The following is a 20,921-nucleotide window of genomic DNA, read 5'->3' on the forward strand; positions in this document are numbered from 1 at the left end:
CCGCGATCACCGGCAGCAGGTGCGGCGGGTCCGACGACACGCCTCAGGTGGTCGGGGAGAGCGGCTCGGTGGCCGCGACGCGGGGCGTCGGCGGGGCCCAGGTCGGGTCCAGCTCGCGCCGGGCAGCGGTCAGGAACGCCTCGGCGTACGTCTCGGCGGGGAAGTCACCCAGGTAACGCCGCCGGGTCGCCCAGCGGGCCTCGGCGAGCGGGTCGGTGTCGAGCAGCCGGGTCAGCACGTCGTCCAGGTCGGCCAGGTCCCGGCGCAGCACATAGCCGGAGGCGGCCAGCGGGAACCGTTCGGTGAACCGCTCCCCGTCGGCGCCCGTGTCGGTGACCGCGTACGGCTTGCCCGAGTACAGCCAGTCGGAGACGACCCCGGAGACGTCGGAGACCAGGGCGTCGGCGCGGTTCACCGACTCGGCCAGGGTCAGCCGGGCGGCCGCGGCGCCGAACAGGTGCGCTCGGCCGGTGCGGGACCGGTCGGCGGCGAGCAGGTCGTGCAGCCGTGCCAGATGACGGGCCGAGATCGGGTTCCGCGTGGTGTAGGGGTGCGCCCGCAGGATCACCGTGGCGCCCCGGTCCAGCAGCCGCCGCAGCAGCGCCTCGGCCATCGGCAGCGAGCAGTAGTCGGCGTCGGCGTGGTGCCCGGTCCAGGTGGGGGTGTAGAGCACTGTCGGGTTCACCAGGCCACGGGCCGGTTCGGCGCGTACCTCGATCGTCTCGACCTGCGGGCGGCCGACCACGACAAACTTCTCCGCCGGGATTTCCACTCCGGCTCGGGCGTACCGGTCGATGGCCGCCTCGCCGGCCACGAAGATCCGGTCGAAGATCGCCGACACCGGGTTGGCGCTGGACGCCTTGTCGCTGTCGCCGTGATGCAGCTGGATGTGGGTGAGCTGGGTGAAGCGGAGACAATGGGCGTTCTTCGCGCCGTGGTTGACGTAGAACGCGACCCGCAGGCTGGGCACGAGCACCTCGTCCATGCTCCGCAGAGTGGGGCAGTAGAGCACCGGGGCGGTGGTGGCCGCCGCGATGGTGGCCAGCGACTCGGGCTCGCGCACCATCACCACGAACGGCCGGCCGATCCGCGCAAGGTACGGCAACCACATGGTGACCTGGTACTCCGAGCCGGGCGGGGCGGAGAAGTGCAGCACGAACTCCGGCCGGTGCCGGCGCAGCGCCCGGGTGACCGGCGATCCACCGGCGGCCGGCCGGAACCGCCGCCGGGCCACCTCGAGCGCGACCGCGCCGGCGACGGCACCCACCAGCAGGGCCGCAGCCAGCGCGACCAGGCCGGGCAGGGCCGCCAGGGCGGCCAGGGCCAGTACGGCGAGCAACCCGGCCACGGCATCGCCGAGGCTGGCGGCGACCCGCGGCACCCAGGTGCGCACCGGCAGGTTGGCCGCGCGGATCTCCAGGTTCCCGGCGTCCCGCAGCGGGCCGGCCAGCAGCAGCAACCCCAGCAGCACCAGAGCGGCGGCGGCCAGCGCCGGGTCGAAACCGGGGCCGAGCTGCCGGGCGTAGCCGACCAGGATTCCGGCCGCGATCAGGGTGGTTTCCGCGGCGCTGTCGGCGCCGGGGCGTACCCGGCGTTCCCAGACGGTGGCCGCGAGCGCAGCCACCGCCAGGCCGAGCCCCCAGCCGGTCGCGCTGGTGAACGCGACCACGAGGAACGCCAGCACCGCCCCACCGGTGGCCAACCCTCGGGCGGCCAATTTCCTGACCAGATCACCACGCATCTCGGTGTCGCCTTCGCGCTACGGTGCCGGCCGGTCAGCCGACGGCTGCGGTGTTGATCGGCCGATCGGCCTGGGCGGGCGCGGGGACGGCGAGCGGCGCCTCGCCGGGCGGCCGACGGACGTCGATCACCTGGCCGGTGAGGTCGGAGATCAGCACGTCGAGCGAGGCCTGGGCGACGGTCTCGGCGGCGAGCAGGGTGTGCTCGGGCTCCTCGCCGAAGGCCTTCGTCCGCATCGGGGTGGCGGTTCGTTCGGGGTTGATGACGTTCACCCGGACGCCCAGCTCCGCCCACTCGTCGGACAGGGCCTGGGTGAGGTTGACCAGGGCCGCCTTGGTCGCCGAGTAGAGCGCGTAGTCGGCCCGCCCCCGGGTGTACGAGCTGGAGGTGTAGAGCAGCAGCTGGCCCTTGGTGTGCTTCAGGTAGGGCAGGGACTGCCGGGCGACGGTCACCGGGCCGACGAAGTTGACCTGGAGCACCCGGTCGATGGTGTCCTGGTCCATCTCGGCCAGCGCGCCCTTCTCCAGGATCCCGGCGGTGACCACGACGTGGTCGATCCGGCCGGTGGCCTCGAAGGCGGTCCTCAACGCGGCCTCGACGTCCTCGGGCCGTTCCACGTGGGTGCCGGTGCTGGAGCGGCTGAACGGGTAGACCTGGGCGCCGTAGCGGCGGGCCAACTCGGTCAGGTCGTGGCCGATGCCGTAGCTGCCGCCGAAGACGACGATGGTGCGGCCCGCGATCTCCTCGCTGTAGGCGCGATGGTCGGCCAGCCGGGGCACCTTGGCGGCGGCCAGTTGGAACAGCTTGTCGGCCAGGTGCACGTCGACCGGGTGGGTGACCTTGATGTTCTCGTCCGAGCCGTCGATCACCTTGATCGGCGTCTCGGGCAGGTACTGCAGCACCACGCCGCAGTCGTCGGTGGCGGCGAAGTTCGGGTCGCCCTCGGCCCGGCGGTACGCCTCGCGGATGGTCGGCGAGCGGAAGGCCTGCGGGGTCTGGCCCCGGCGCAGCGTGGACCTGACCGGGATGTCGGTGATGCAGTCGTTCTCGTCGACCTGGATGATCGTGTCGGCCGACGGGATGGCCACGTCGACCGCCGAGTAGGTCCAGAGCGCGTTCACGCACTCCCGCACGATCCGGCCGCTGAGCAGCGGTCGTACCGCGTCGTGGAAGAGGATGTTGCAGTCTTCCTCGCCGACCGCGTCCAGCGCGATGCGGGTGGTGGCGTTGCGGGTGTCGCCGCCCTCGATCACCTTGGTGACCTTGCGGAAGCCGGCCTTGTCCACGATCCGCCGTGCCTCGTCGAGGTGGCCGGTGGCCATCAGCACGATGATCTCGTCGATCTCCGGCGCGGTCTCGAAGACGCACAGCGTGTGCTCGATGATCGGCTTGCCGGCGATCTTCAGGAGCTGCTTGGGGATGCCGAGGCCCAGCCGGGTGCCGGTGCCGCCGGCCAGCACCACGGCCACCGTCCGGGAGGGTCGCCACGGCGCCGGATTCTCCGGCCGGGTGCCCGGGTCGGTGGTCAGGTCCTGCGTCATTGCCGGTCCTCGCTCTCGGATGCGTCGCTTGTTTCTGAATGGCCTGGGGGAAAGGTTTCGCCAAGGTGGCGACGGGATGAACAGTAACGCGCGGACAGCATCGCCCCAACGAGGCGACGCGGCCTCGGCGGCCGTCCGCGGCGGGCCTACTTGCCGTTGGTGAATGCCTCGTAGGCGGGTAGGACCTCCTCGGTAGGGCCGTCCATCCGGATCTCGCCCGATTCCAGCCAGATGGTCCGTTCGCATGTGTCCCGCACCGAGGAGAGTTGGTGGCTCACCAGGAAGACGGTCCCGGCGCTCTCCCGCAACTCCCGCACCCGCTTCTCGCTGCGCTTGCGGAACCTCTTGTCGCCGGTGGCGAGCGCCTCGTCGATCAGCAGCACGTCGTGTTGCTTGGCTGCGGCGATGGAGAACCTCAGCCGGGCCGACATGCCGGAGGAGTAGGTACGCATCGGCAGCGAGGAGAAGTCACCGCGCTGGTTGATCCCGGAGAACTCGATGATCTCCGGCAGCTTGCGCTGCGCCTCGGCGGGGGGCATGCCCATGGCCAGACAGCCGAGCATGACGTTGCGCTCGCCGGGCAGGTCGTTGAGCAGCGCGGCGTTCACTCCGAGCAGGGAGGGCTGCCCCTGCGTGTAGACCGCACCACGCTCCACCGGCAACAGCCCGGCGATGGCCCGCAGCAGGGTGGACTTGCCGGAGCCGTTGGTGCCGATCAACCCGATCGCCTCGCCTCGGTACGCGGTGAAGGTGACGCCGCGTACCGCGTGCACCTCCCGCACGTTCGGCGCCGAGGTGCGGGTCACCATCCTCCTGAAGGCCGCCACCGGACTCTGGTTGCCGGCGGCGCCCCGGTACACCCGGTAGACGACATGGGCGTCGTCCACCACCACGGTCGGGATCCGCTCCTGGATCCGGGGCAGAGTCACCGTCACATCATTGGACATCGCGAGATGATCAACCACGGCCGTACTCCTGTTCGCCGCGCCAGAAGTAGAGGTAGCCGCCGAGGCCCATCACGATCGTCCAACCCAGCGCGATCAGCCAGGTCAGCGGCAGGGAGGGGTTGAGCAGCGGCGCGTTTTCCAGCAGGGCGACCCGGACTAGCTCGATGTAGACCAGCATCGGATTGAACTGAAGCACCGTGGTGGCCCAACCGGGCAGGGCCTCGGCGAACAGTTCGACGCTGTAGAGCACGCCGGAGCCGTACATCCAGGCCCGCAGGATGAAGGGCATGACCTGCTTCAGGTCGGTGGCCTTGGCGCCCAGCCGGGCCATCGTCATGGTCAGCCCGGCGTTGAAGATCGTCTGGAGCAGGATCGCCGGCACGAGCATCAGCCACATCAGGGTGAGCGGTTCCCCGGTGGCCAGCACGATCCCGAACAGGACCAGCAGCGAGCCGATCAGCTGCTGGAACTGCTGGACGGTGATGGCCAGCGGCAGGCAGGCCCGGGGGAAGTGCAGCGCCCGGATCAGACCGAGGTTTCCGCTGATCGCCTGGGTGCCGTTCTGCACGCTGGTCTGGGTGAAGTTGAAGATGAACACGCCGGCGGTGAGGTAGGCGAGGAAGTTGTCCATGCCCCGGTTCTGTTTGAGGATCAGACCGAAGATGAGGAAGTAGACCGCCGCGTTGGTCAGCGGGGTGAGCACCTGCCAGAGCTGTCCGAGCCGGGCGTTGCTGAACGAGGCCGTCAGCTTGGCGTGGGCGTACGCGGAGATGAAGTGCCGGTACTGCCAGAGTTGGCGGGTGTAGCGGCTCAGCGAGGGGCGCTCGCCAGCTATCCGTAGCCCGTACCGGGTGGCCAGCTGGGCTGGGGTCAGGCCGGAGTCGGGGTCGGCCAGCGCGTTGGCCATGGGGAAGAGCGCTCCGATCTTGTCGTGCCGGCGGGATGGTGCGACGTGGAATCTAGCGTGGCCAGTGCGGGGGAGCGCCGCCCCCGTCGCTGCGTGGACAGTAGTCCGAAACACGTCGGGACGCAACCGTAGCGTCGTTGCGGTACATTGTCGCACGTGAAGACCGACAAGAGGCGGGCGCCGGCCGGCGCCGCGGTGCTCCGTGATGAGATCACCACGGCGATCCGCCGCGCGGTCACGAAGGAACTGGCCGAGGTGGGTTACGGCCGGCTGTCGATCGAGGCGGTGGCGCGCCGGGCCGGGGTGAGCAAGACAGCCATCTATCGCCGCTGGCGCTCCAAGCTCGAACTGGTGCTGGACGTGGTCTCGGCCGTCGCGAGCCGCAAGCTGCCGCTGCTGGACACCGGCACCCTCGACGGCGACGTGCGGCTGCTGCTGCTCGTCGTGGCCGGGGCGCTGGGTCACCCGTTGGCGTCGCAGATCATCCCCGACCTGCTCGCCGAGGCAGCGCGCAACCCGCAGATCGCCGGCACGCTGCAGGGCGCGCTGAACGACTACCAGGACCGCATCGGCAAAATCGTCATCGGGCGGGCGGTGGAGCGCGGGGAGTTGCCCGCCGGCGCCGACCCGCGAGCCGCGGCCGACCTGATTGTCGGGCCGGTCTACTGGCGGCTGGCCATCGCCCGGGTGCCGCTGGAGCCGTCCGAACTCGCGCGGATGGCCGACGCCGTCGTGGCCGCCCTGCGGGTGGCGTCCGCCGAGCCGGGCCACGAAGATCGGCCATGAGCTGCGTGGGTGGCCACCCGCCGAGCGGATGGTGAATCCCGGGCCGGCGGCAGGCGAACGCCGATCTGCTGCCCGGTGGCCAACGGGCTAGTATCGCACCCCGAACCACCGCCGCGAATCGTTCCGTGATCACAGGAGGACCCCTCATGCCTGGGCAGCCCCCGGACTTCATACCGCCAGCCCGGCCGATCATCGGCGACGCCGAGGTCGAAGCGGCGGTCAGGGTGCTGCGCAGCGGCAAGGTGGTGCAGGGGCCCGAGGTCGCGGCATTCGAGGAGGAGTTCGGCGAGCTGGTCGGCGACCGCCACTGCGTCGCCGTCAACTCCGGCACCTCGGCGCTCCAGCTGACCCTGATGGCGCTCGGCTTCGGCCCGGGTGACGAGGTCATCGTGCCGTCGTTCTCCTTCGCGGCCAGCGCCAACGCGGTGCGGCTGGTCGGAGCCGAGCCGATCTTCGTGGACATCGAGCCGGGCAGCTTCTGCCTCGACCCGGAGGCGGTCGCCGCCGCGGTCACCGCACGGACCGTCGCCGTCATGCCGGTCCACCTGTACGGCCACCCCGCCGCGATGGACAAGATCATGGCGGTGGCGCAGCGGCACGGCCTGGCTGTCGTCGAGGACGCCGCCCAGGCCCACGGCGCCAGCCTGCACGGCACCCCGGTCGGCGCGTTCGGCACCGCCGGTTGCTTCAGCTTCTACCCCACGAAGAACATGCACTCCCTGGAGGGCGGCATGATCAGCACTGCGGACGCCGGGCTCGCCCGGACCCTGCGGCTGCTGCGCAACCAGGGCATGGAGCAGCGGTACGCCAACGAGATCGTCGGTGCCAACATGCGGATGACCGACGTGGCCGCCGCGATCGGCCGGGTGCAGCTGACGCAGCTCGCCGAGTGGACCGAGCAGCGCCGGGCCAACGCCAAGTACCTCGACTCGAAGATCACCGGCATGGTCACCCCGCCGGTGGCGGACGCCGCCCGGCACGTGTACCACCAGTACACCGTCCGCATCCGGGGCGACCGGGACGCCGCCCAGGCCCGCCTCACCGAGCTGGGCATTGGCAACGCCGTCTACTACCCGACCCCGATCCACCGGCTCAAGCCGTACCTCGGCGAGGACGGCCAACCCGGCCCGTGGGAGCTGCCGGAGACCGAGCGGGCCGCCGCCGAAGTGATCTCCCTGCCGGTGCACCCCTCGCTGAGCCCCGCCGACCTCGAGCGGATCGCCGAGGCCGCGAACCTCGTCGGCGGTGCCCGGTGAGCGGTCGGCGGGAAGGCAAGCTGCGCGCCGGCCTGATCGGCCTGGGCGCGATGGGCCGCAACCACGCCCGGGTGCTGTCCGGTCTGGACGGTGTCGAGCTGGTCGGCATCGTCGACCCCCTCGGTGACACCAACGGTCTGCTCCGGGCACCGGTCCTGCCCGACCTGAGCGACCTCCTGGCCCTCGACATCGACTACGCCGTGGTCGCCTGCCCGACCGCGCTGCACGAGCAGGTCGGGCTCGAACTCGCCGCACACGGGGTGTGCGCGCTGATCGAAAAGCCGCTCGCGCAGTCCGTCGAGGCGGCCACCCGCCTCGTCGAGGCGTTCGAGAGCCGCGGGCTGGTGGCGGGGGTGGGCCACATCGAGCGGTACAACCCCGCCCTGCAGAACCTCCGCAATCGGCTGGAGGCGGGCGAGCTGGGCGAGGTCTACCAGGTGGTGACCCGGCGGCAGGGCCCGTTCCCGCACCGGATCGCCGACGTCGGCGTGGTGATGGACCTGGCCACCCACGACATCGACCTGACCAGTTGGGTGACCGCCCAGGAGTACGCCTCGGTGTCGGCCCGGACAGTCTCCCGCAGCGGCCGGCTGCACGAGGACATGGTGGCGACCGTCGGCGTGCTCGCTGACGGCACGATGGTCAACCATCTGGTCAACTGGCTCAGCCCGCTCAAGGAACGGTCCACGGTGATCACCGGCGAGAAGGGCTGCTTCGTCGCCGACACCCTCACCGCCGACCTCACCTTCTACGCCAACGCCGCCATCGGCACCGAGTGGGAGGCGCTGCGCGCCTTCCGCGGCGTCGCCGAGGGCGACATGATCCGCTACGCCATCCCGAAGCGCGAACCGCTGCTGGTCGAGCACGAGCGTTTCCGGGACGCGGTTGAGGGCAAGGAAAGCGGTATCGTCACCCTCCGACAGGGGCTACGGACGGTCGAGGTGGCTGCTGCGCTGCTGCGCTCTGCCGCCGACGGCACCACGATCACCTTCGAGGCGCCGCGCGCTGCTCCGGCCGAGGGCGTCCCCATCCGCTGACCGAGCAGCCGCGCCAGCTCTGGCAGGCTACGGCCGTGTAGCCTTCCCGACCCGCACCTGATCACGAAGGGACCGCGCATGTCATCGCTCTCCCGCCCGCCGAGACTGGTAGTCCTCGTGTCGAACGGCATCACCGGAGACTCCCGGGTCCAGAAGACCGCCATCGCCGCCGCTCGCGACGGCTGGGAGGTCATCCTGATGGGTCGCAGCTCGGCGAAGAAAAGCAAGGAAGTCGAGCGTTCGACGATGGGCCCGATCGAGGTGATCCGGGTGCCGGTCGCGACGGTGCTGTCCCGGTCACAGGCCGACCGGCATCGGGTGCGCAGGGCACTGACCCAGTTCCGTATTCCCGACAAGTCGGCGCTGAACCGCTACCGGGCCCGGCACCAGGCCTGGCTGCGCATGCAGACCGCCAAGGACAATCCGCCGCCGAGAGCCTGGATCAAAGCACACCAGGCTCTGCACGAGCTGCGGGTCAAGGCCTGGGGCTGGGAACAGTTCCACGGCAGCAAGCCGGGGCCGCCCACCGGTGACTGGCGTTCCGACTGGCCGATTCTGCTCGACATCGACCTGGCCTTCGGGCCGGTGCTCGAGGAGTTGGAGCCGGACGTCATCCACGCCAACGACATCAACACCATTCCAACCGCAGCGATGAGCGCGACGCGGTTGCTCGCTCGCGGTAAGAAGTGTGTCTGGCTCTACGACGCCCACGAGTACGTCCAGGGTGTGGAGTGGCCCAAACCGCAGCAGGCCAGCGGCGTCAAGGCCGCCGAGCGGGAGTTCATCGCCCGCGCGGACGCGGTGGTCACCGTCTCCGACCAGATCGCCGAACTGCTCCGCAGCCACTACAAACTGCCGCAGACTCCGCTCGTGGTGGGCAACTCGCCGGTGCGGGCGGGCATTCGTAGCGGCAACGTCGACGCGTCCGTTCGGGCCCGCGCCGGCCTCGCCGAGGACGTGCCGCTGCTGGTGTACGCCGGCTGGATCGGCCCGGAGCGGGGTCTGGACACTGCCATCGCCGGCCTGCCCGAACTGCCCGAGCATCACCTGGCCGTGGTCACCGGGCGGATGACCGCGCTGCTGAAGGAGATGCTGGCGGAGGCGGAGAGGCTCGGCGTACGCGACCGCGTGCACCTGCTGCCCTACGTGGCGCCGTACGAGGTGGCCGACTACCTCAGCTCAGCCGACCTGGGACTGATCCCGTTCCGGCGGACGCCGAACTGCGAGCTGTCCCTGCCGACCAAGGTCTCTGAATACCTGCACGCGGGGCTGCCCCTGGTCACCAGCGACGTGCAGGTGGTCAGCGCGTACGTCAGGCAGCACGACATCGGTGAGGTGTTCACCTCGGGTGAGGTGGCCAGCTTCGTGGCTGCGGTCAGCCGGGCCACCGCCCGGCGGCGGGAGTTGAGCGCGAACATCACCGAATCCATCCTGGACGACCTGTCCTGGGAGCGGCAGAGCAGGAAGCTGCTCCAGCTCTACCGGGACATCTCGGGTCTCGCGCCGGCTGCCCCCCGCGCGGACATCCCGTGGTCCGTGCAGGAGCGCCCGGCGGGGGTGGTGATCGGCCAGGCCGCCGCGCGGCGCGAGCTGCCGGACTGGAAGCCCCTGTCCGACACCGCTGTCCGGCTCGGCATCGGCCCGGCGAACTACGCCGGGCAGGCCGCGGGGTTCGCCAAAGCGATCAGCCGCGACAACCCGGACGTGTCGATCGAGGTGGTGATGAACAAGCCCCCCGCCTCGTTCAACTACCCGGCCGACATCTACCTCGACCCGGGCCGCCAGAAGGAACTGGACTACCAGCTCGAGCAGGTCAAGCGGGTGCTCAGCTCGTACACCCATGTGCTGGCGGATGCTTTCCTGCCGCTGTTCGGGCACCTTAACGGCGACAACATCGGGGGCGACCTGCCGGCGCTACAGCGGGCCGGCATCAAAGTGGCGCTGCTGGCGCACGGCAGCGAGATCCGCCACCCCGACCGGCACCTGGAGCGGCACGAGTTCTCGCTCTTCGCCGACGCGCCGGAGGGCTTCGTGGACAAGCTGCGCGAGAAGGCGGAACGCAACCGGCGGGTGGCCGAGGAGTGCGGTCTGCCGGCCTTCGTGACCACCCCGGACCTGTTGGTGGATCTGCCCTGGGCCACCTGGACGCCGCTCGTGGTGGATGTCGAAGCCTGGGCGTGTGACCGGCCGGTGATGGAGCGGAGCCGCCCGCTGGTGCTGCACGCGCCGTCCAAGCGGTGGACCAAGGGCACCGACCGGATCCTGCCGATCGTGCAGGCGCTGCACGACAAGGGCATCATCGAGCTGCGTCTCGCCGAGGGCGTCACCTGGTCCGAGATGCGTGGCCTCGTCCAGAGCTGCGACATCGTGCTGGACCAGTTCACCAGCGGCAGCTTCGGCACCTTCTCGGTGGAGGCGATGGCTGCCGGCAAGCCGGTAGTGGCGTACTTGAGCGATCAGGTCATCAAGACCGTCGGCGGTGACCTGCCGATCGTCAACGCCAACCCGAGCAACCTTGGCGAGGCTCTGGAGTCGCTGCTCGACGACCGGGAATCTACTGTCAAGATCGGTCTGGCGTCCGCCGAGTACGCCCGGACCTACCACGACGGCTCCTGGACGGCACGTCAGCTAGCTCCGTTCCTGAAGAGCTGATTCAATCCCCACGCGCCACATGACCACGCCCGACACTCGCGATCGCGAGCCGGTCTCCACCGGCTCCGAGCCAGCGGCCGGTGGCGGCCGTCGTGCCAGCCGGCGGTGGCGGGTCGACGCGCTGGTCGCCCTGGTCTTCCTCGTCGGCGCAATCTGGGTCACCGGTCGCGGGTGGCGCGACCCCGACGGCCGGCTGCTCGGCAGCCGCCCCGACGACCAGGGCTTCAACGAGTGGATGCTGGCGTACGCGGCGCACGCGGTCAGCCACCTGGAGAACCCCTTTTTCACCACGCTTCAGAACGCCCCGAACGGGGTCAACCTGATGGCCAACGTCGGGATGCAACTGCCCGGGCTGGTGCTCAGCCCGGTCACCCTGCTGTTCGGCGCGCCCGTCTCCTACCTGTTGCTCATCACCCTGAACCTGGCCGGTACCGGTTACGCCTGGTACCACGTGCTCTCCCGGCACCTGGTCGACTCCCGGGCGGCGGCCTTCCTGGGCGGCCTGTTCTGCGCGTTCGCCCCGGCGCTGGTCTCGCACAGCAACGGCCACCCGCACATCACGGCCCAGTGGCTGGTGCCCTACATCGTCTGGCGGGTGGTCGCGCTCTACCGGGGCGGGCACGTGGTCCGGGACGGTTTGGTGCTGGGCGCGCTGATGACCGCGCAGTTCTTCGTCAGCCTGGAGATCCTCTTCCTCACCGCGTTCGGCTGCCTGCTGCTGGTCCTGGCGTATCTCGCCGTCCGGCCCCGGGACGCGGTGCGACGCTGGCGTGGGCTGCTGTCGGGCCTGGCGATCGCCGCCGGGCTGGTGGCGGTCGCGGCCGCGTATCCGCTCTGGATGTATTTCGCCGGTCCGCAGCACCGCACCGGTCATCCGGGCACCCCGGACATGTACGCCCTGAAGCTCGGCTCGTACGTTCGGTTCGCCACCCAGTCGGTCGCCGGCGGCCCGACCAGCGCGGTGGGCTGGGCGCCGAACACCACAGAGCAGGCGAGTTTCTACGGCTGGCCCATGCTGGTGCTCGCCCTCGGCGCGCTCTGCTGGCTGCGCCGTCAGGTCGTCGCGTGGGTGCTCGGAATCATCGGGCTGGTGACGGCGCTGCTGGCGATCGGCACCACCTGGACCGTCGGCACCCGCCGCACCGACATCCCGGCACCGTTCGCGCTCGTGCAGCACCTGCCGGTGTTCGACGCCCTGGTGGTAGCCAGGTTCGCCTTGATCACCACCGTGGCTCTCGGCGTGCTGCTGGCGGTGGCCGCGGACCGGCTCGTCGCCCGCCGGGCTCGGCCCCATGGTCGGCTCGCCCTCGGGGCGGGTGCCGTGGCCGTGGCCGTCGCGCTCCTGCCCATCCTGCCGGTGCCCCTGCCGGCGCAGGGGCGGCCACCGGTGCCGGACTTCGTCACCAGTGGCGCCTGGCGCGATCACGTGGCGCCCGGCCGTACCCTGGTGCCGGTGCCGGTCGCCCAGATGACCTCGGTCTACTGGGGTTCCGCCGGGCTGACCGGCTTCGCCGTGCCCGAGGGTTACTTCCTCGGGCCGATCTCCGCGACCGACGCCACCGGCCGCTGGGGGGTTGATCCACAGCCCACCGCCGACCTGCTCACCGCGGTGTCCAAGGGTGAGCGGGACACCACGGTGGGCCCCGCCGAAATCACCCAGGCGCGAGCCGACGTCCGCTACTGGAAGGCCGACGCGGTGGTGCTTCCCGACCGGGGGGCCCGGCGGCACGAGGCGCTGAAGACCGTGCTCGACGCCCTGTACGGCCCGGGCCGGCGGGTCGACGACGTCTGGCTGTGGGATGTCCGCCCGTTCACCCGCTGATCCCGGTCACCTGGTCAGGGCGACCACTTCCAGATCAACAGCAGGTACCCCCCGAAGTAGGTGGAGAAGGCGGCCATCGTCACCAGCACGGTGACGGCCCGCGCCCGGCCGGCGCGGGCCAGCGCCACGGCCGCCGGCAGCAGCAGCGGGAAGGCCGGCAGCAGGAACCGGGCCTTGGCGTGGTAGTAGCCGGCCGAGCCCAGCGTGGTGACCAGCAGCAGAGCGCTGTAGAGCAGCAACTGCCACGGCTGCCGGTCGAGCACGCTCAGCACGAAGAACATCAGCGCCAGCAGGACCACCACGGTCACCACGAAGAAAGTCAGCACGCTCGGGTCCGCCAGCACCTCCCGGCCCCGGCGAAGGGCTTCGGCGCCGAAGTCGAAGGTGCTGCCCCAGCCGGCGGACTGGATGTGGAACCAGCCGTCCGGCCGCCCGACCTCGCTGCCCACCCAGGCCAGGTAGCCGAGCCAGCCGGCCGGAGCGAGCAGCGCGGCGGCCCAGGGACGCCAGCCGTCCCGCCGTCGGATGATCGCCACCAGTGCGGCCAGCCCCACCACCGGGATCAACGAGGAGGCGGTCGGCCGGGTCAGGCCGGCGAAGAGGCAGACCACGCCGGCGGTGACCCAGTAGCCGCGCAGCACGGCGTAGAGCGCCCAGGCGGCGAGGGCGGTGAACAGGGTCTCGCTGTACGCCATCGACTGGACGACGGCGTGTGGCACGGCGGCCCAGAGCGCGGCGAGCAGCACGCCGGTGCGCCGGTCGTGCAGGTACGAGCCGATCGCGAACAGCCCCCAGGCGGCGGCCAGACCGGCCAGCCAGGCCACGATCAGCGCCGCGTCCCGGGCACTGAACGGGGAGATTCGGTCCAGCGCGGCGATGAGTCCGGGGTAGAGCGGGAAGAACGCCATGTCGCTCTGTGTCTTTTCGAACCCGTCGTACCCCTGCTGGGCGATTCCGAGATACCGGATCCCGTCCGAACTCGCCAGCCGGGAACCGGGGGAGCGGCCGGTGCTCCGGGCCCAGACGTAGAGCGTCACCACACCCACCAGGCGGATCACCGCGTAGGCGACGAGCGCGGGAAGCACGTGCCGGGCGGCGTCGCGCAGCCGCCGGTTCCAATCGGGCCGATCCGGGCCCGAACCTGCCGTCGACCAGACCGACGCCGAGCGGTTCGACTCCTCGGTCATCACGACGTTCATCGGTGGTGGTCTCCGTTCGCCCTGAGCCAGATGATCGGTTGGTTCGCGTGGCCGGCCCCGGCGCGCGACGCTGACTTGCGGCCGGTTGCTGAACCCGGGTGGAGGGTAACAATCAGCGTGGTAGGTCGCAGACCGCGTACGGCGGCGCGTATCAGGCGGAGATCTCTGTCGTAGACTCGCACCGGTCCGGGGGCGCGGCGCCTGTCTGAAAGCCGGGCAGGGCGGGGCGTTCGCGCCCAGGAATGCTGACTTCGTTGCGGGCATCGTGGTGTCCGCCGACGCGGCCCGCTACCCGCGCCGCGTACGACCGGCCCGGTCCCCGGGTCGGCTGGTCTTGGGAGGCGCAGGCGCAGGTGCTCGACGACATTTTCCTCAGGCCGCGCCAGTCGCGGCCCCGGCCGGCTGCGCTGACGGCGGGCCCGGCCCCGATCTCTGCGAGAGTGAGCGGGTGAGCACGCCAGACGTGACGGTGGTGGTCGCCGTCTACAACACCATGCCGTACCTGACGGCCTGCCTGGACTCATTGGTCGGCCAGAGCATCGGCCTCGACCGGCTCGAGGTGGTCGCGGTGGACGACGGCTCGACCGACGGCAGCGGCGAGGAACTGGACCGCTTCGCCAAGCAGTACCCGGGCACGGTCACCGTGCTGCACCAGCCCAACTCGGGCGGGCCGGCGGTGCCGAGCAACCGCGCGCTGGACGTCGCACGGGGGCGCTACGTCTTCTTCATCGGCTCCGACGACTACCTGGGCCCAGAGGCGTTGGAGCGGCTGGTGGACGCCGCCGACCGGTGGGGCTCGGACGTGGTGCTGGGCCGGATGGTCGGCACCAACAAGCGCTACGTCCACCAGGCGATCTACGCGAGCACCCAGGAGCAGGTCGACCTTTTCGACAGCGAGCTGCCCTGGTCGCTGTCGAACACCAAGCTGTTCCGGCGGGATCTGATCGAACGGCACGGCCTGCGGTTCCGCGAGGACATGACGATGGGCAGCGACCAGCCCTTCACCCTGGAGGCCTGCGTCCGTGCCGGAAAGATCTCCGTCCTGGCCGACTACGTCTACTACTACGCGGTCAAGCGGGACAACGCGCAGAACATCACCTACGCCAGCCGGTTCGAGCAGCGGCTGCGCTGCGCCGAGGATCTGATCGACTTCGTGGCGGGGCTGATCGAGCCCGGCCCACGCCGCGACGCGATCCTGCTGCGGAACTTCAGCTGGGAGGTGGCGAAGCTACTCAAGGCCGACTTCCTGGATCTTGAACCGCAGGTACAGGTGCAGGCCCACCAGCGGATCCGCAAGCTGGTCCAGAGCTACCTCACCGACGCCATCATCGAGCGGCTCGCTGCCGACGTACGGCTGCGCCTGCTGCTCGCCCGGGACGCGGATCTGGACCGGCTGTGCCAGCTGATCCGCCAGCAGCGCGACAAGAAGCTGCCTCCGCTGACGGCCGGCGACGGCCGTTGCTACGCCCACTACGCCGGCTTTCGGGACGCCGACCTTGGATTCCCCGACGAGTGGTACGACGTGACCGGGCAGACCGCCAAGCGCATGGTCAAGCTCACCGCTACGGAGCTGACCTGGGGGCGAGACGCTTCCGGCGCTCCGGCACTGGTGATCACGGCTGACTGCGGCTGGGCGCCACTGGCCGAACTCCCCGCCGACGTGGTGCAGGTCAACATCGGTGAGTTGGCCGTCGCCGCGAGCTCCTTGCGTCCCGGCGGACCGGGTACCGTCGTACGGGCGGAAGTCGCGGTGGCTCAGCTGCTCACGGCCCTCGCGTCCGGCGGACGCCGGTGGCAGGGCAAGGGCAAGGTTACCGCGCTGGGCGGTGTCGCCTCGGCGCCGCTGCGGGCCGACCAACGCCTCGCCGCGACCCGTCGGGTGGCGCGCCACGGCCTCCGGTTCCACCTCGTCACGGCCAGCACGGACCGCAAGGGCCAAGTGACCGTGACGATCACGCCGATGACGCCCGGTCGGATCCTCGCCCGTCTTCGCCGTATGCGGTCCTCGAGAGGAAAGTAGTCCCATGAACATCTGCGTCGTCGCCCTCGGGAAGATCGGTTTGCCGTTGGCCGTGCAGTTCGCCTCGAAGGGGCACCGGGTGATCGGCGCCGACGTCTCCGAGCGGGTCGTCCAGCTGGTCAACGACGGGGCCGTGCCTTTCCCCGGCGAGACGGACCTGGACGTCAAGCTGAAGGAGGCGGTGGCCGCCGGGCTGCTGTCGGCCACCACCGACACCACGGCCGCAGTCGCCGAGTCCGAGGCGGTCGTGGTGGTCGTGCCGCTCTTCGTGGACGCCGAGGGAGTGCCGGACTTCGGCTGGATGGACGACGCGACCCGGGCGATCGCCGCCGGCCTCAAGCCGGGCACCCTGGTCAGCTACGAGACCACCCTGCCGGTCGGCACCACCCGCAACCGCTGGGCGCCGATGCTCCAGGATGGCTCCGGGCTCACCGCCGGTACGGACTTCCACCTGGTCTTCAGCCCGGAGCGGGTGCTCACCGGTCGGGTCTTCGCCGACCTGCGTCGCTACCCGAAGCTGGTCGGCGGCATCGACGAGGCGTCGGCCGCGCACGGCGTGCGCTTCTACGAGGCGGTGCTGGACTTCGACGAGCGGCCCGACCTGGGCCGCCCCAACGGCGTCTGGGATCTGGGCTCGGCCGAGGCGTCCGAGCTGGCCAAGCTCGCCGAGACGACCTACCGGGACGTGAACATCGGCTTGGCGAACCAGTTCGCCCGGTTCGCCGACACGGTGGGCGTCGACGTCACCAAGGTGATCGAGGCGTGCAACACCCAGCCGTACAGCCACATCCACTCGCCGGGCATCGCGGTCGGCGGGCACTGCATTCCGATCTATCCGCGGATGTACCTGTGGAACGACCCGGCGGCCACCGTCGTACGGTCGGCCCGGGAAGCCAACGCCGCCATGCCGGAGTACGCCGTCGACCTGCTGGCCGCCGCGTACGGCGACCTGACCGGCGTCGGTGTGCTGGTGCTGGGCGCCGCCTACCGGGGCGGCGTCAAGGAGACCGCCTTCTCCGGCGTCTTCCCGACCGTGGAGGAGCTGCGGAAGCGGGGCGCGAAGCCGTACGTCTCCGATCCGATGTACACCAACGAGGAGTTGGTGGCGCACGGCCTGCCCGGCTACGACGGCGAGCCGGTCGGCGCCGCCGTCATCCAGGCCGACCACGCCGAGTACCGGACGCTCGGCCCCGACGACCTGCCCGGCGTGACGGTGCTGGTCGACGGGCGTCGGGTCACCGACCCGGCCCGCTGGGTCGGGGTGCGTCGGGTGGTCATCGGAGGCTGACCGTCAGCTGCGACGCGAGGGGCCCGGCGCGCGCAGCGCGCCGGGCCCCTGGTCCGTGTGGGTTGCGCCGGAACTTCGCCGGAACCGGCTCCCGCCGGCGCTCCCACCAGAACCGGAGCCGGCGGTCGCCGCAGGCGGTCAGTCTCGCCGGGGCGGGTTGTCCACGTCGCGCGAAACGACTTCGCCCCGCTCGTCGACCCAGCCCTTCGGCCGGGCCGGGTTGCCCGCCACCAGCTGGTACGGCGCGACGTCGCGGGTCACCACCGATCCTGCGGCGATCATCGCGTACTCGCCCACCTCGATGCCGCAGACCAGGGTCGCGTTCGCGCCGATCGAGGCGCCCCGACGCACCACGGTCGGAGTGATCTTCCAGTCCGGGTTCTGGGCGCGGGGCCGGAAGTCGTTGGTGAAGACCGCGCACGGGCCCACGAACACCTCGTCCTCCAGGGTCACGCCCTGGTAGACGGAAACGTTGTTCTGGATCTTCACGAGGTCGCCGATCGTGACGCCGGCGTCGACGTACACGTTGCGACCGATCACGCAGCCGGCGCCCACCTGCGCCGACGAGCGGATGTGGGCCAGATGCCAGATTTTGGTCCCGGCGCCGACCCGGGCTCCCTCCTCGACGTCAGCGGTCGGATGGACGAAGACCGAGGGGGAGGGGGAGTTGGTGTCAGTCATCGGATTCCTTCCGTGGAAACCCCGGTGCCGAGAGCGCGGGCGGAAACTCGGGGTAGCTTAACGACCTGTCGTCGCGGCCGATGGTCTGCCACCATTCGACAGCGACGGACCGACGAATGGGGGCCGGGGTGCGCATTCTGCTGGTCGAGGACGACCGTCGGGTGGCCGGCGCGTTGTTGTCCGCCCTGGCCCGGCGCGGGTACGAGGTGGAACACGCCGCCACCGCCGCCGCCGCCCTCTCCGCCGCCCCGTGCGACCTGGTGCTGCTCGACCTGACCCTGCCCGACGGCGACGGCACCGACCTGTGCCGCGAGCTGCGCCGCCGCAGTAACCAGCTGGGCATCATCGCGGTGACCGCCCGAGGTGAGGAACGGGATCGGGTGCTCGGGCTGCGGCTCGGCGCGGACGACTACGTGGTCAAGCCTTTCTCCATGGTGGAGCTTCAGGCCCGGATCGAGGCGGTGCTTCGCCGGGCCGCACAAGCTCCGCCGGAGCGGAACCTGATCGAGGTCGGCGCGGTCCGCGTCGACGTGGCCGCTCGCACGGTGACCGTGGCCGACCGGCCGGTCTCGCTGACCCGCAAGGAGTTCGACGTCCTGCTCTCGTTGGCTCGCCAGCCCGGTGTGGCGGTGCCCCGCGACCGGATCCTGCTCGACGCCTGGGGGACCACCTTCGCCGATCGGCACACTGTCGAGGTGCACGTCGGCTCGCTCCGCAGCAAGCTCGGTGATCCGCGCCTGGTGGAGACCGTACGCGGCGTCGGCTACCGGCTGCGAGCCGAGTGAGGGGCCAGTTGTGCGTCGGCGTCTGGTGATCAGCTACCTGCTGTTGATGGTGCTGGTGCTGGTGGCGTTGGGCACGCCACTGGCGGCGACCCTGGCCACCCGGGAAACCGACCGGGTCCGCGCCGATCGGCTCGCCGACGCCACCCGGTTCGCCTCGCTGGCCGGTCCGGCGCTGCGCAGCGGCACGACCGGCCCGCTCGACACCGAACTCAACAGCTACCAGGAGCTGTACGGCATCGACGCGGCGGTGGTCGATCGGGACCGGGAGGTCGTGGTGGGCTCACCGAACTGGCGGCCGGCGCTGGGCACCCACGAGGCGCTGGACGTCGCGTTGTCCGGCCAGCAGATCAGCGGGCCCGACTCGGTCTGGCCCTGGGTGGACGGGCCGATCGTGGTGGCGGTACCCATCAACGACGGCGGCGAGGTGCTCGGTGCGGTGGTCATCGCCAGCCCGGCCGACGCGGTCCGCCGTACCGTCACCACCTGGTGGCTGCTGCTCGCCGGGCTGGGGCTGCTCGCTGTGCTGGCCTGCGTGCTCACCGCGTTCGGGCTGGCCGGTTGGGTGCTGCGGCCGATCACCGAACTGGACGCGGTCACCCACGAGATCGCCGAGGGGGACCGTGGTGCCCGCGTGCAGCACCGGCTGGGCCCGCCGGAACTGCGCCGCCTGGCGGCGAGCTTCAACCACATGGCCGATGTCGTCTCCGACGTGATGGACCGGCAGCGGGCCTTCGTCGCGCACGCCAGTCACCAGCTGCGCAACCCGTTGACCGCGTTGCGGCTGCGGGTGGAGGAACTCGGGCCCTGCCTCACCGATCCGCAGGGCCGCGCCGAGCACCAGCTCGCTCTGGAGGAGACCGACCGGTTGGCCCTGCTGCTGGACGCGCTGCTCACCCTGGCCCGTGCCGAGCGGCGGGAGAACCAGCGGGTGGTCGTCGAAGCGACGGCCGTGGCCACGTCCCGGGTGGCGGCGTGGGAGCCGCTGGCCCGGCACCGGTCGGTGGCGCTGCGCATGGCGGCCGACCCGGTCCCGGCGTACGCCCGGACCGTGCCGACCGCGATCGACCAGGCGCTCGACGCGTTGATCGACAACGCGGTGAAGTTCAGCGGGACGGGCGGTGAGGTGACGGTGACTGTCGCGGCCCGCGACGGTGGCGTCGAGTTGGAGGTACGCGACACCGGCCCGGGCATGACCCGCAGTCAGCTCGGGCAGGCCACCGAGCGATTCTGGCGGGCTCCGGAGGTGCAGAACGTCGACGGCGCCGGGTTGGGGCTGACCATCGCCGCCGTGCTGGTCGACGCCTCCGACGGCCGGCTCACCATGCAGCCGAACTCGCCACGCGGACTGGTCGCCACCCTGTGGTTCCCCGCTGCCGCCGAAGCGCCCGCCGGCGCCGAGCAGCCGGCCGCCGGCCTGCCGTCGAGAGTGGCCTGACCGGTTGCGGTGCCCACGCCCGCCGGGTCCGCCGGCTCGCGGGCGTCGCTCGACAATGTAGTATGTGTGCTATCTTCCGCAGCACTACTGATACGGGGAGGGGTCGATGGTCGCCACTGCTGGGGCGGGCGCCCCGACCGCCGCCGGGCCACCGGCCGGCGGGCAGGTCACGCTGGACGTACGCGATCTGCGGATGCGGTACGGGACGAACGACGTGCTCGACGGGGTGTCGTTCACGGCCCGGCGCGGCGAGGTGCTGGCGCTGCTCGGCCCGAACGGCGCTGGCAAGACGACCACCATCGAGATCCTGGAGGGCTTCCGGATGCGTTCCGGCGGCCAGGTCGACGTGCTGGGGGTCGATCCCGCGCACGGCGACGAGCGGTGGCGCGCCCGACTCGGCGTGGTGCTCCAGTCCTGGCGCGACCACAGCCGCTGGCGGGTCCGGGAGCTGTTGGCGCACCTCGGCAGCTTCTACGCGCCCTACTCGACCAACCAGATCCACCGGCCGTGGGACGCCGACGAGCTCATCGAGGCGGTCGGCCTGACCGCGCACGCGGGCAAGAAGGTCGGGCAGCTCTCCGGCGGCCAGCGCCGCCGGGTCGACGTGGCGGTCGGCATCGTCGATTCGTGGCGGCACCTGGAGACGCTGCTGGTGCTCGGCGGCTGGGCGGTCCTCGGGCTGGCCCTGGCATCGGTCCTGCTGCGCCGGATGGCCCGCCGGGAGTCCGGGTCGAACGTTGCGGCCCGCCGCGAGAAGGCCCTGCAGCGAGTGACATGAGGACGCGGCATGAGCGAGCGCCAGCGAGCGAATCATCGGGCAGTGTG

General features: G+C 71.0%; 15 protein-coding genes and 1 pseudogene. 10 read left to right on the top strand and 6 right to left on the bottom strand.

The window, feature by feature from the left end; all coding sequences use genetic code 11:
• Positions 1 to 43: 43 nt before the first annotated feature.
• From Vqi01_RS14870 to Vqi01_RS14885, 4 genes are all read right to left on the bottom strand, one after another.
• Positions 44 to 1,741, bottom strand: a complete 1,698-nt coding sequence (locus Vqi01_RS14870) for a CDP-glycerol glycerophosphotransferase family protein (protein WP_204035379.1) — start codon at positions 1,739 to 1,741, stop codon at positions 44 to 46.
• A gap of 34 nt (positions 1,742 to 1,775) precedes the next feature.
• Entirely contained in the window at positions 1,776 to 3,281 is a 1,506-nt protein-coding gene (locus Vqi01_RS14875; RefSeq protein WP_204035380.1) for a bifunctional cytidylyltransferase/SDR family oxidoreductase, read from the bottom strand.
• A gap of 146 nt (positions 3,282 to 3,427) precedes the next feature.
• On the bottom strand, positions 3,428 to 4,228 hold the full coding sequence (locus Vqi01_RS14880) for an ABC transporter ATP-binding protein (RefSeq protein WP_204035381.1): 801 nt from the start codon (positions 4,226 to 4,228) through the stop codon (positions 3,428 to 3,430).
• A gap of 10 nt (positions 4,229 to 4,238) precedes the next feature.
• A complete protein-coding gene (locus Vqi01_RS14885; protein WP_204035382.1) occupies positions 4,239 to 5,135 on the bottom strand; it encodes an ABC transporter permease in 897 nt (298 codons plus the stop codon).
• 156 nt (positions 5,136 to 5,291) lie between these two features.
• Here Vqi01_RS14885 and Vqi01_RS14890 point away from each other — a divergent pair, with 156 nt between their 5' ends.
• From Vqi01_RS14890 to Vqi01_RS14910, 5 genes are all read left to right on the top strand, one after another.
• Positions 5,292 to 5,921, top strand: coding sequence for a TetR/AcrR family transcriptional regulator (locus Vqi01_RS14890; protein WP_204035383.1), 630 nt, complete (start codon positions 5,292 to 5,294; stop codon positions 5,919 to 5,921).
• A gap of 146 nt (positions 5,922 to 6,067) precedes the next feature.
• Entirely contained in the window at positions 6,068 to 7,177 is a 1,110-nt protein-coding gene (locus Vqi01_RS14895) for a DegT/DnrJ/EryC1/StrS family aminotransferase (protein WP_204035384.1), read from the top strand.
• Complete coding sequence (locus Vqi01_RS14900; RefSeq protein ID WP_204035385.1) at positions 7,174 to 8,214, top strand: Gfo/Idh/MocA family protein; 1,041 nt, start codon at positions 7,174 to 7,176, stop codon at positions 8,212 to 8,214. The genes Vqi01_RS14895 and Vqi01_RS14900 overlap by 4 nt, the downstream gene beginning before the upstream one ends.
• Before the next feature lie 117 nt (positions 8,215 to 8,331).
• Positions 8,332 to 10,866 (top strand): glycosyltransferase family 4 protein, encoded by a 2,535-nt coding sequence (locus Vqi01_RS14905; protein WP_239098407.1) that lies wholly within the window; start codon positions 8,332 to 8,334, stop codon positions 10,864 to 10,866.
• 19 nt (positions 10,867 to 10,885) lie between these two features.
• Entirely contained in the window at positions 10,886 to 12,688 is a 1,803-nt protein-coding gene (locus Vqi01_RS14910) for a DUF6311 domain-containing protein (RefSeq protein ID WP_204035387.1), read from the top strand.
• Positions 12,689 to 12,702: 14 nt separating this feature from the next.
• On the opposite strand, the gene Vqi01_RS14915 is transcribed toward Vqi01_RS14910, so the two are convergent.
• Positions 12,703 to 13,887, bottom strand: a complete 1,185-nt coding sequence (locus Vqi01_RS14915) for a putative hexosyltransferase (RefSeq protein WP_204035388.1) — start codon at positions 13,885 to 13,887, stop codon at positions 12,703 to 12,705.
• Between the two features lie 448 nt (positions 13,888 to 14,335).
• Here Vqi01_RS14915 and Vqi01_RS14920 point away from each other — a divergent pair, with 448 nt between their 5' ends.
• Both Vqi01_RS14920 and Vqi01_RS14925 read left to right on the top strand, forming a co-directional pair.
• Positions 14,336 to 15,907 (top strand): glycosyltransferase family 2 protein, encoded by a 1,572-nt coding sequence (locus Vqi01_RS14920; protein ID WP_204035389.1) that lies wholly within the window; start codon positions 14,336 to 14,338, stop codon positions 15,905 to 15,907.
• Between the two features lie 4 nt (positions 15,908 to 15,911).
• On the top strand, positions 15,912 to 17,195 hold the full coding sequence (locus Vqi01_RS14925) for a nucleotide sugar dehydrogenase (RefSeq protein ID WP_204035390.1): 1,284 nt from the start codon (positions 15,912 to 15,914) through the stop codon (positions 17,193 to 17,195).
• A 138-nt stretch (positions 17,196 to 17,333) separates the two neighbouring features.
• On the opposite strand, the gene Vqi01_RS14930 is transcribed toward Vqi01_RS14925, so the two are convergent.
• Positions 17,334 to 17,876: an acyltransferase gene (locus tag Vqi01_RS14930; protein ID WP_204035391.1), complete on the bottom strand. Its 543-nt coding sequence runs from the start codon at positions 17,874 to 17,876 to the stop codon at positions 17,334 to 17,336.
• Between the two features lie 128 nt (positions 17,877 to 18,004).
• Between Vqi01_RS14930 and Vqi01_RS14935 the strand changes: the two genes are divergently transcribed.
• From Vqi01_RS14935 to Vqi01_RS14945, 3 genes and pseudogenes are all read left to right on the top strand, one after another.
• Positions 18,005 to 18,661 carry a response regulator transcription factor gene (locus Vqi01_RS14935; protein ID WP_204035392.1) on the top strand — a complete coding sequence of 219 codons (657 nt, stop codon included), beginning with the start codon at positions 18,005 to 18,007 and terminating at the stop codon, positions 18,659 to 18,661.
• Positions 18,662 to 18,671: 10 nt separating this feature from the next.
• Positions 18,672 to 20,096, top strand: a complete 1,425-nt coding sequence (locus Vqi01_RS14940; protein WP_204035393.1) for a sensor histidine kinase — start codon at positions 18,672 to 18,674, stop codon at positions 20,094 to 20,096.
• Positions 20,097 to 20,289: 193 nt separating this feature from the next.
• A pseudogene (locus tag Vqi01_RS14945) lies at positions 20,290 to 20,718 on the top strand (ATP-binding cassette domain-containing protein); the annotation flags it as partial.
• Between the last annotated feature and the right edge of the window lie 203 nt (positions 20,719 to 20,921).

Origin of the sequence: Micromonospora qiuiae, assembly GCF_016863555.1 — a bacterium.
GTDB lineage: Bacteria > Actinomycetota > Actinomycetes > Mycobacteriales > Micromonosporaceae > Micromonospora > Micromonospora qiuiae.

Excerpts from the sequence above, each read along its gene's own strand:
- Vqi01_RS14870 (WP_204035379.1), bottom strand. The coding sequence starts at position 1,741 with ATGCGTGGTGATCTGGTCAGGAAATTGGCCGCCCGAGGGTTGGCCACC.
- Vqi01_RS14875 (WP_204035380.1), bottom strand. The coding sequence starts at position 3,281 with ATGACGCAGGACCTGACCACCGACCCGGGCACCCGGCCGGAGAATCCG.
- Vqi01_RS14880 (WP_204035381.1), bottom strand. The coding sequence starts at position 4,228 with ATGTCCAATGATGTGACGGTGACTCTGCCCCGGATCCAGGAGCGGATC.
- Vqi01_RS14885 (WP_204035382.1), bottom strand. The coding sequence starts at position 5,135 with ATGGCCAACGCGCTGGCCGACCCCGACTCCGGCCTGACCCCAGCCCAG.
- Vqi01_RS14895 (WP_204035384.1), top strand. The coding sequence starts at position 6,068 with ATGCCTGGGCAGCCCCCGGACTTCATACCGCCAGCCCGGCCGATCATC.
- Vqi01_RS14910 (WP_204035387.1), top strand. The coding sequence starts at position 10,886 with ATGACCACGCCCGACACTCGCGATCGCGAGCCGGTCTCCACCGGCTCC.
- Vqi01_RS14915 (WP_204035388.1), bottom strand. The coding sequence starts at position 13,887 with ATGAACGTCGTGATGACCGAGGAGTCGAACCGCTCGGCGTCGGTCTGG.
- Vqi01_RS14925 (WP_204035390.1), top strand. The coding sequence starts at position 15,912 with ATGAACATCTGCGTCGTCGCCCTCGGGAAGATCGGTTTGCCGTTGGCC.
- Vqi01_RS14930 (WP_204035391.1), bottom strand. The coding sequence starts at position 17,876 with ATGACTGACACCAACTCCCCCTCCCCCTCGGTCTTCGTCCATCCGACC.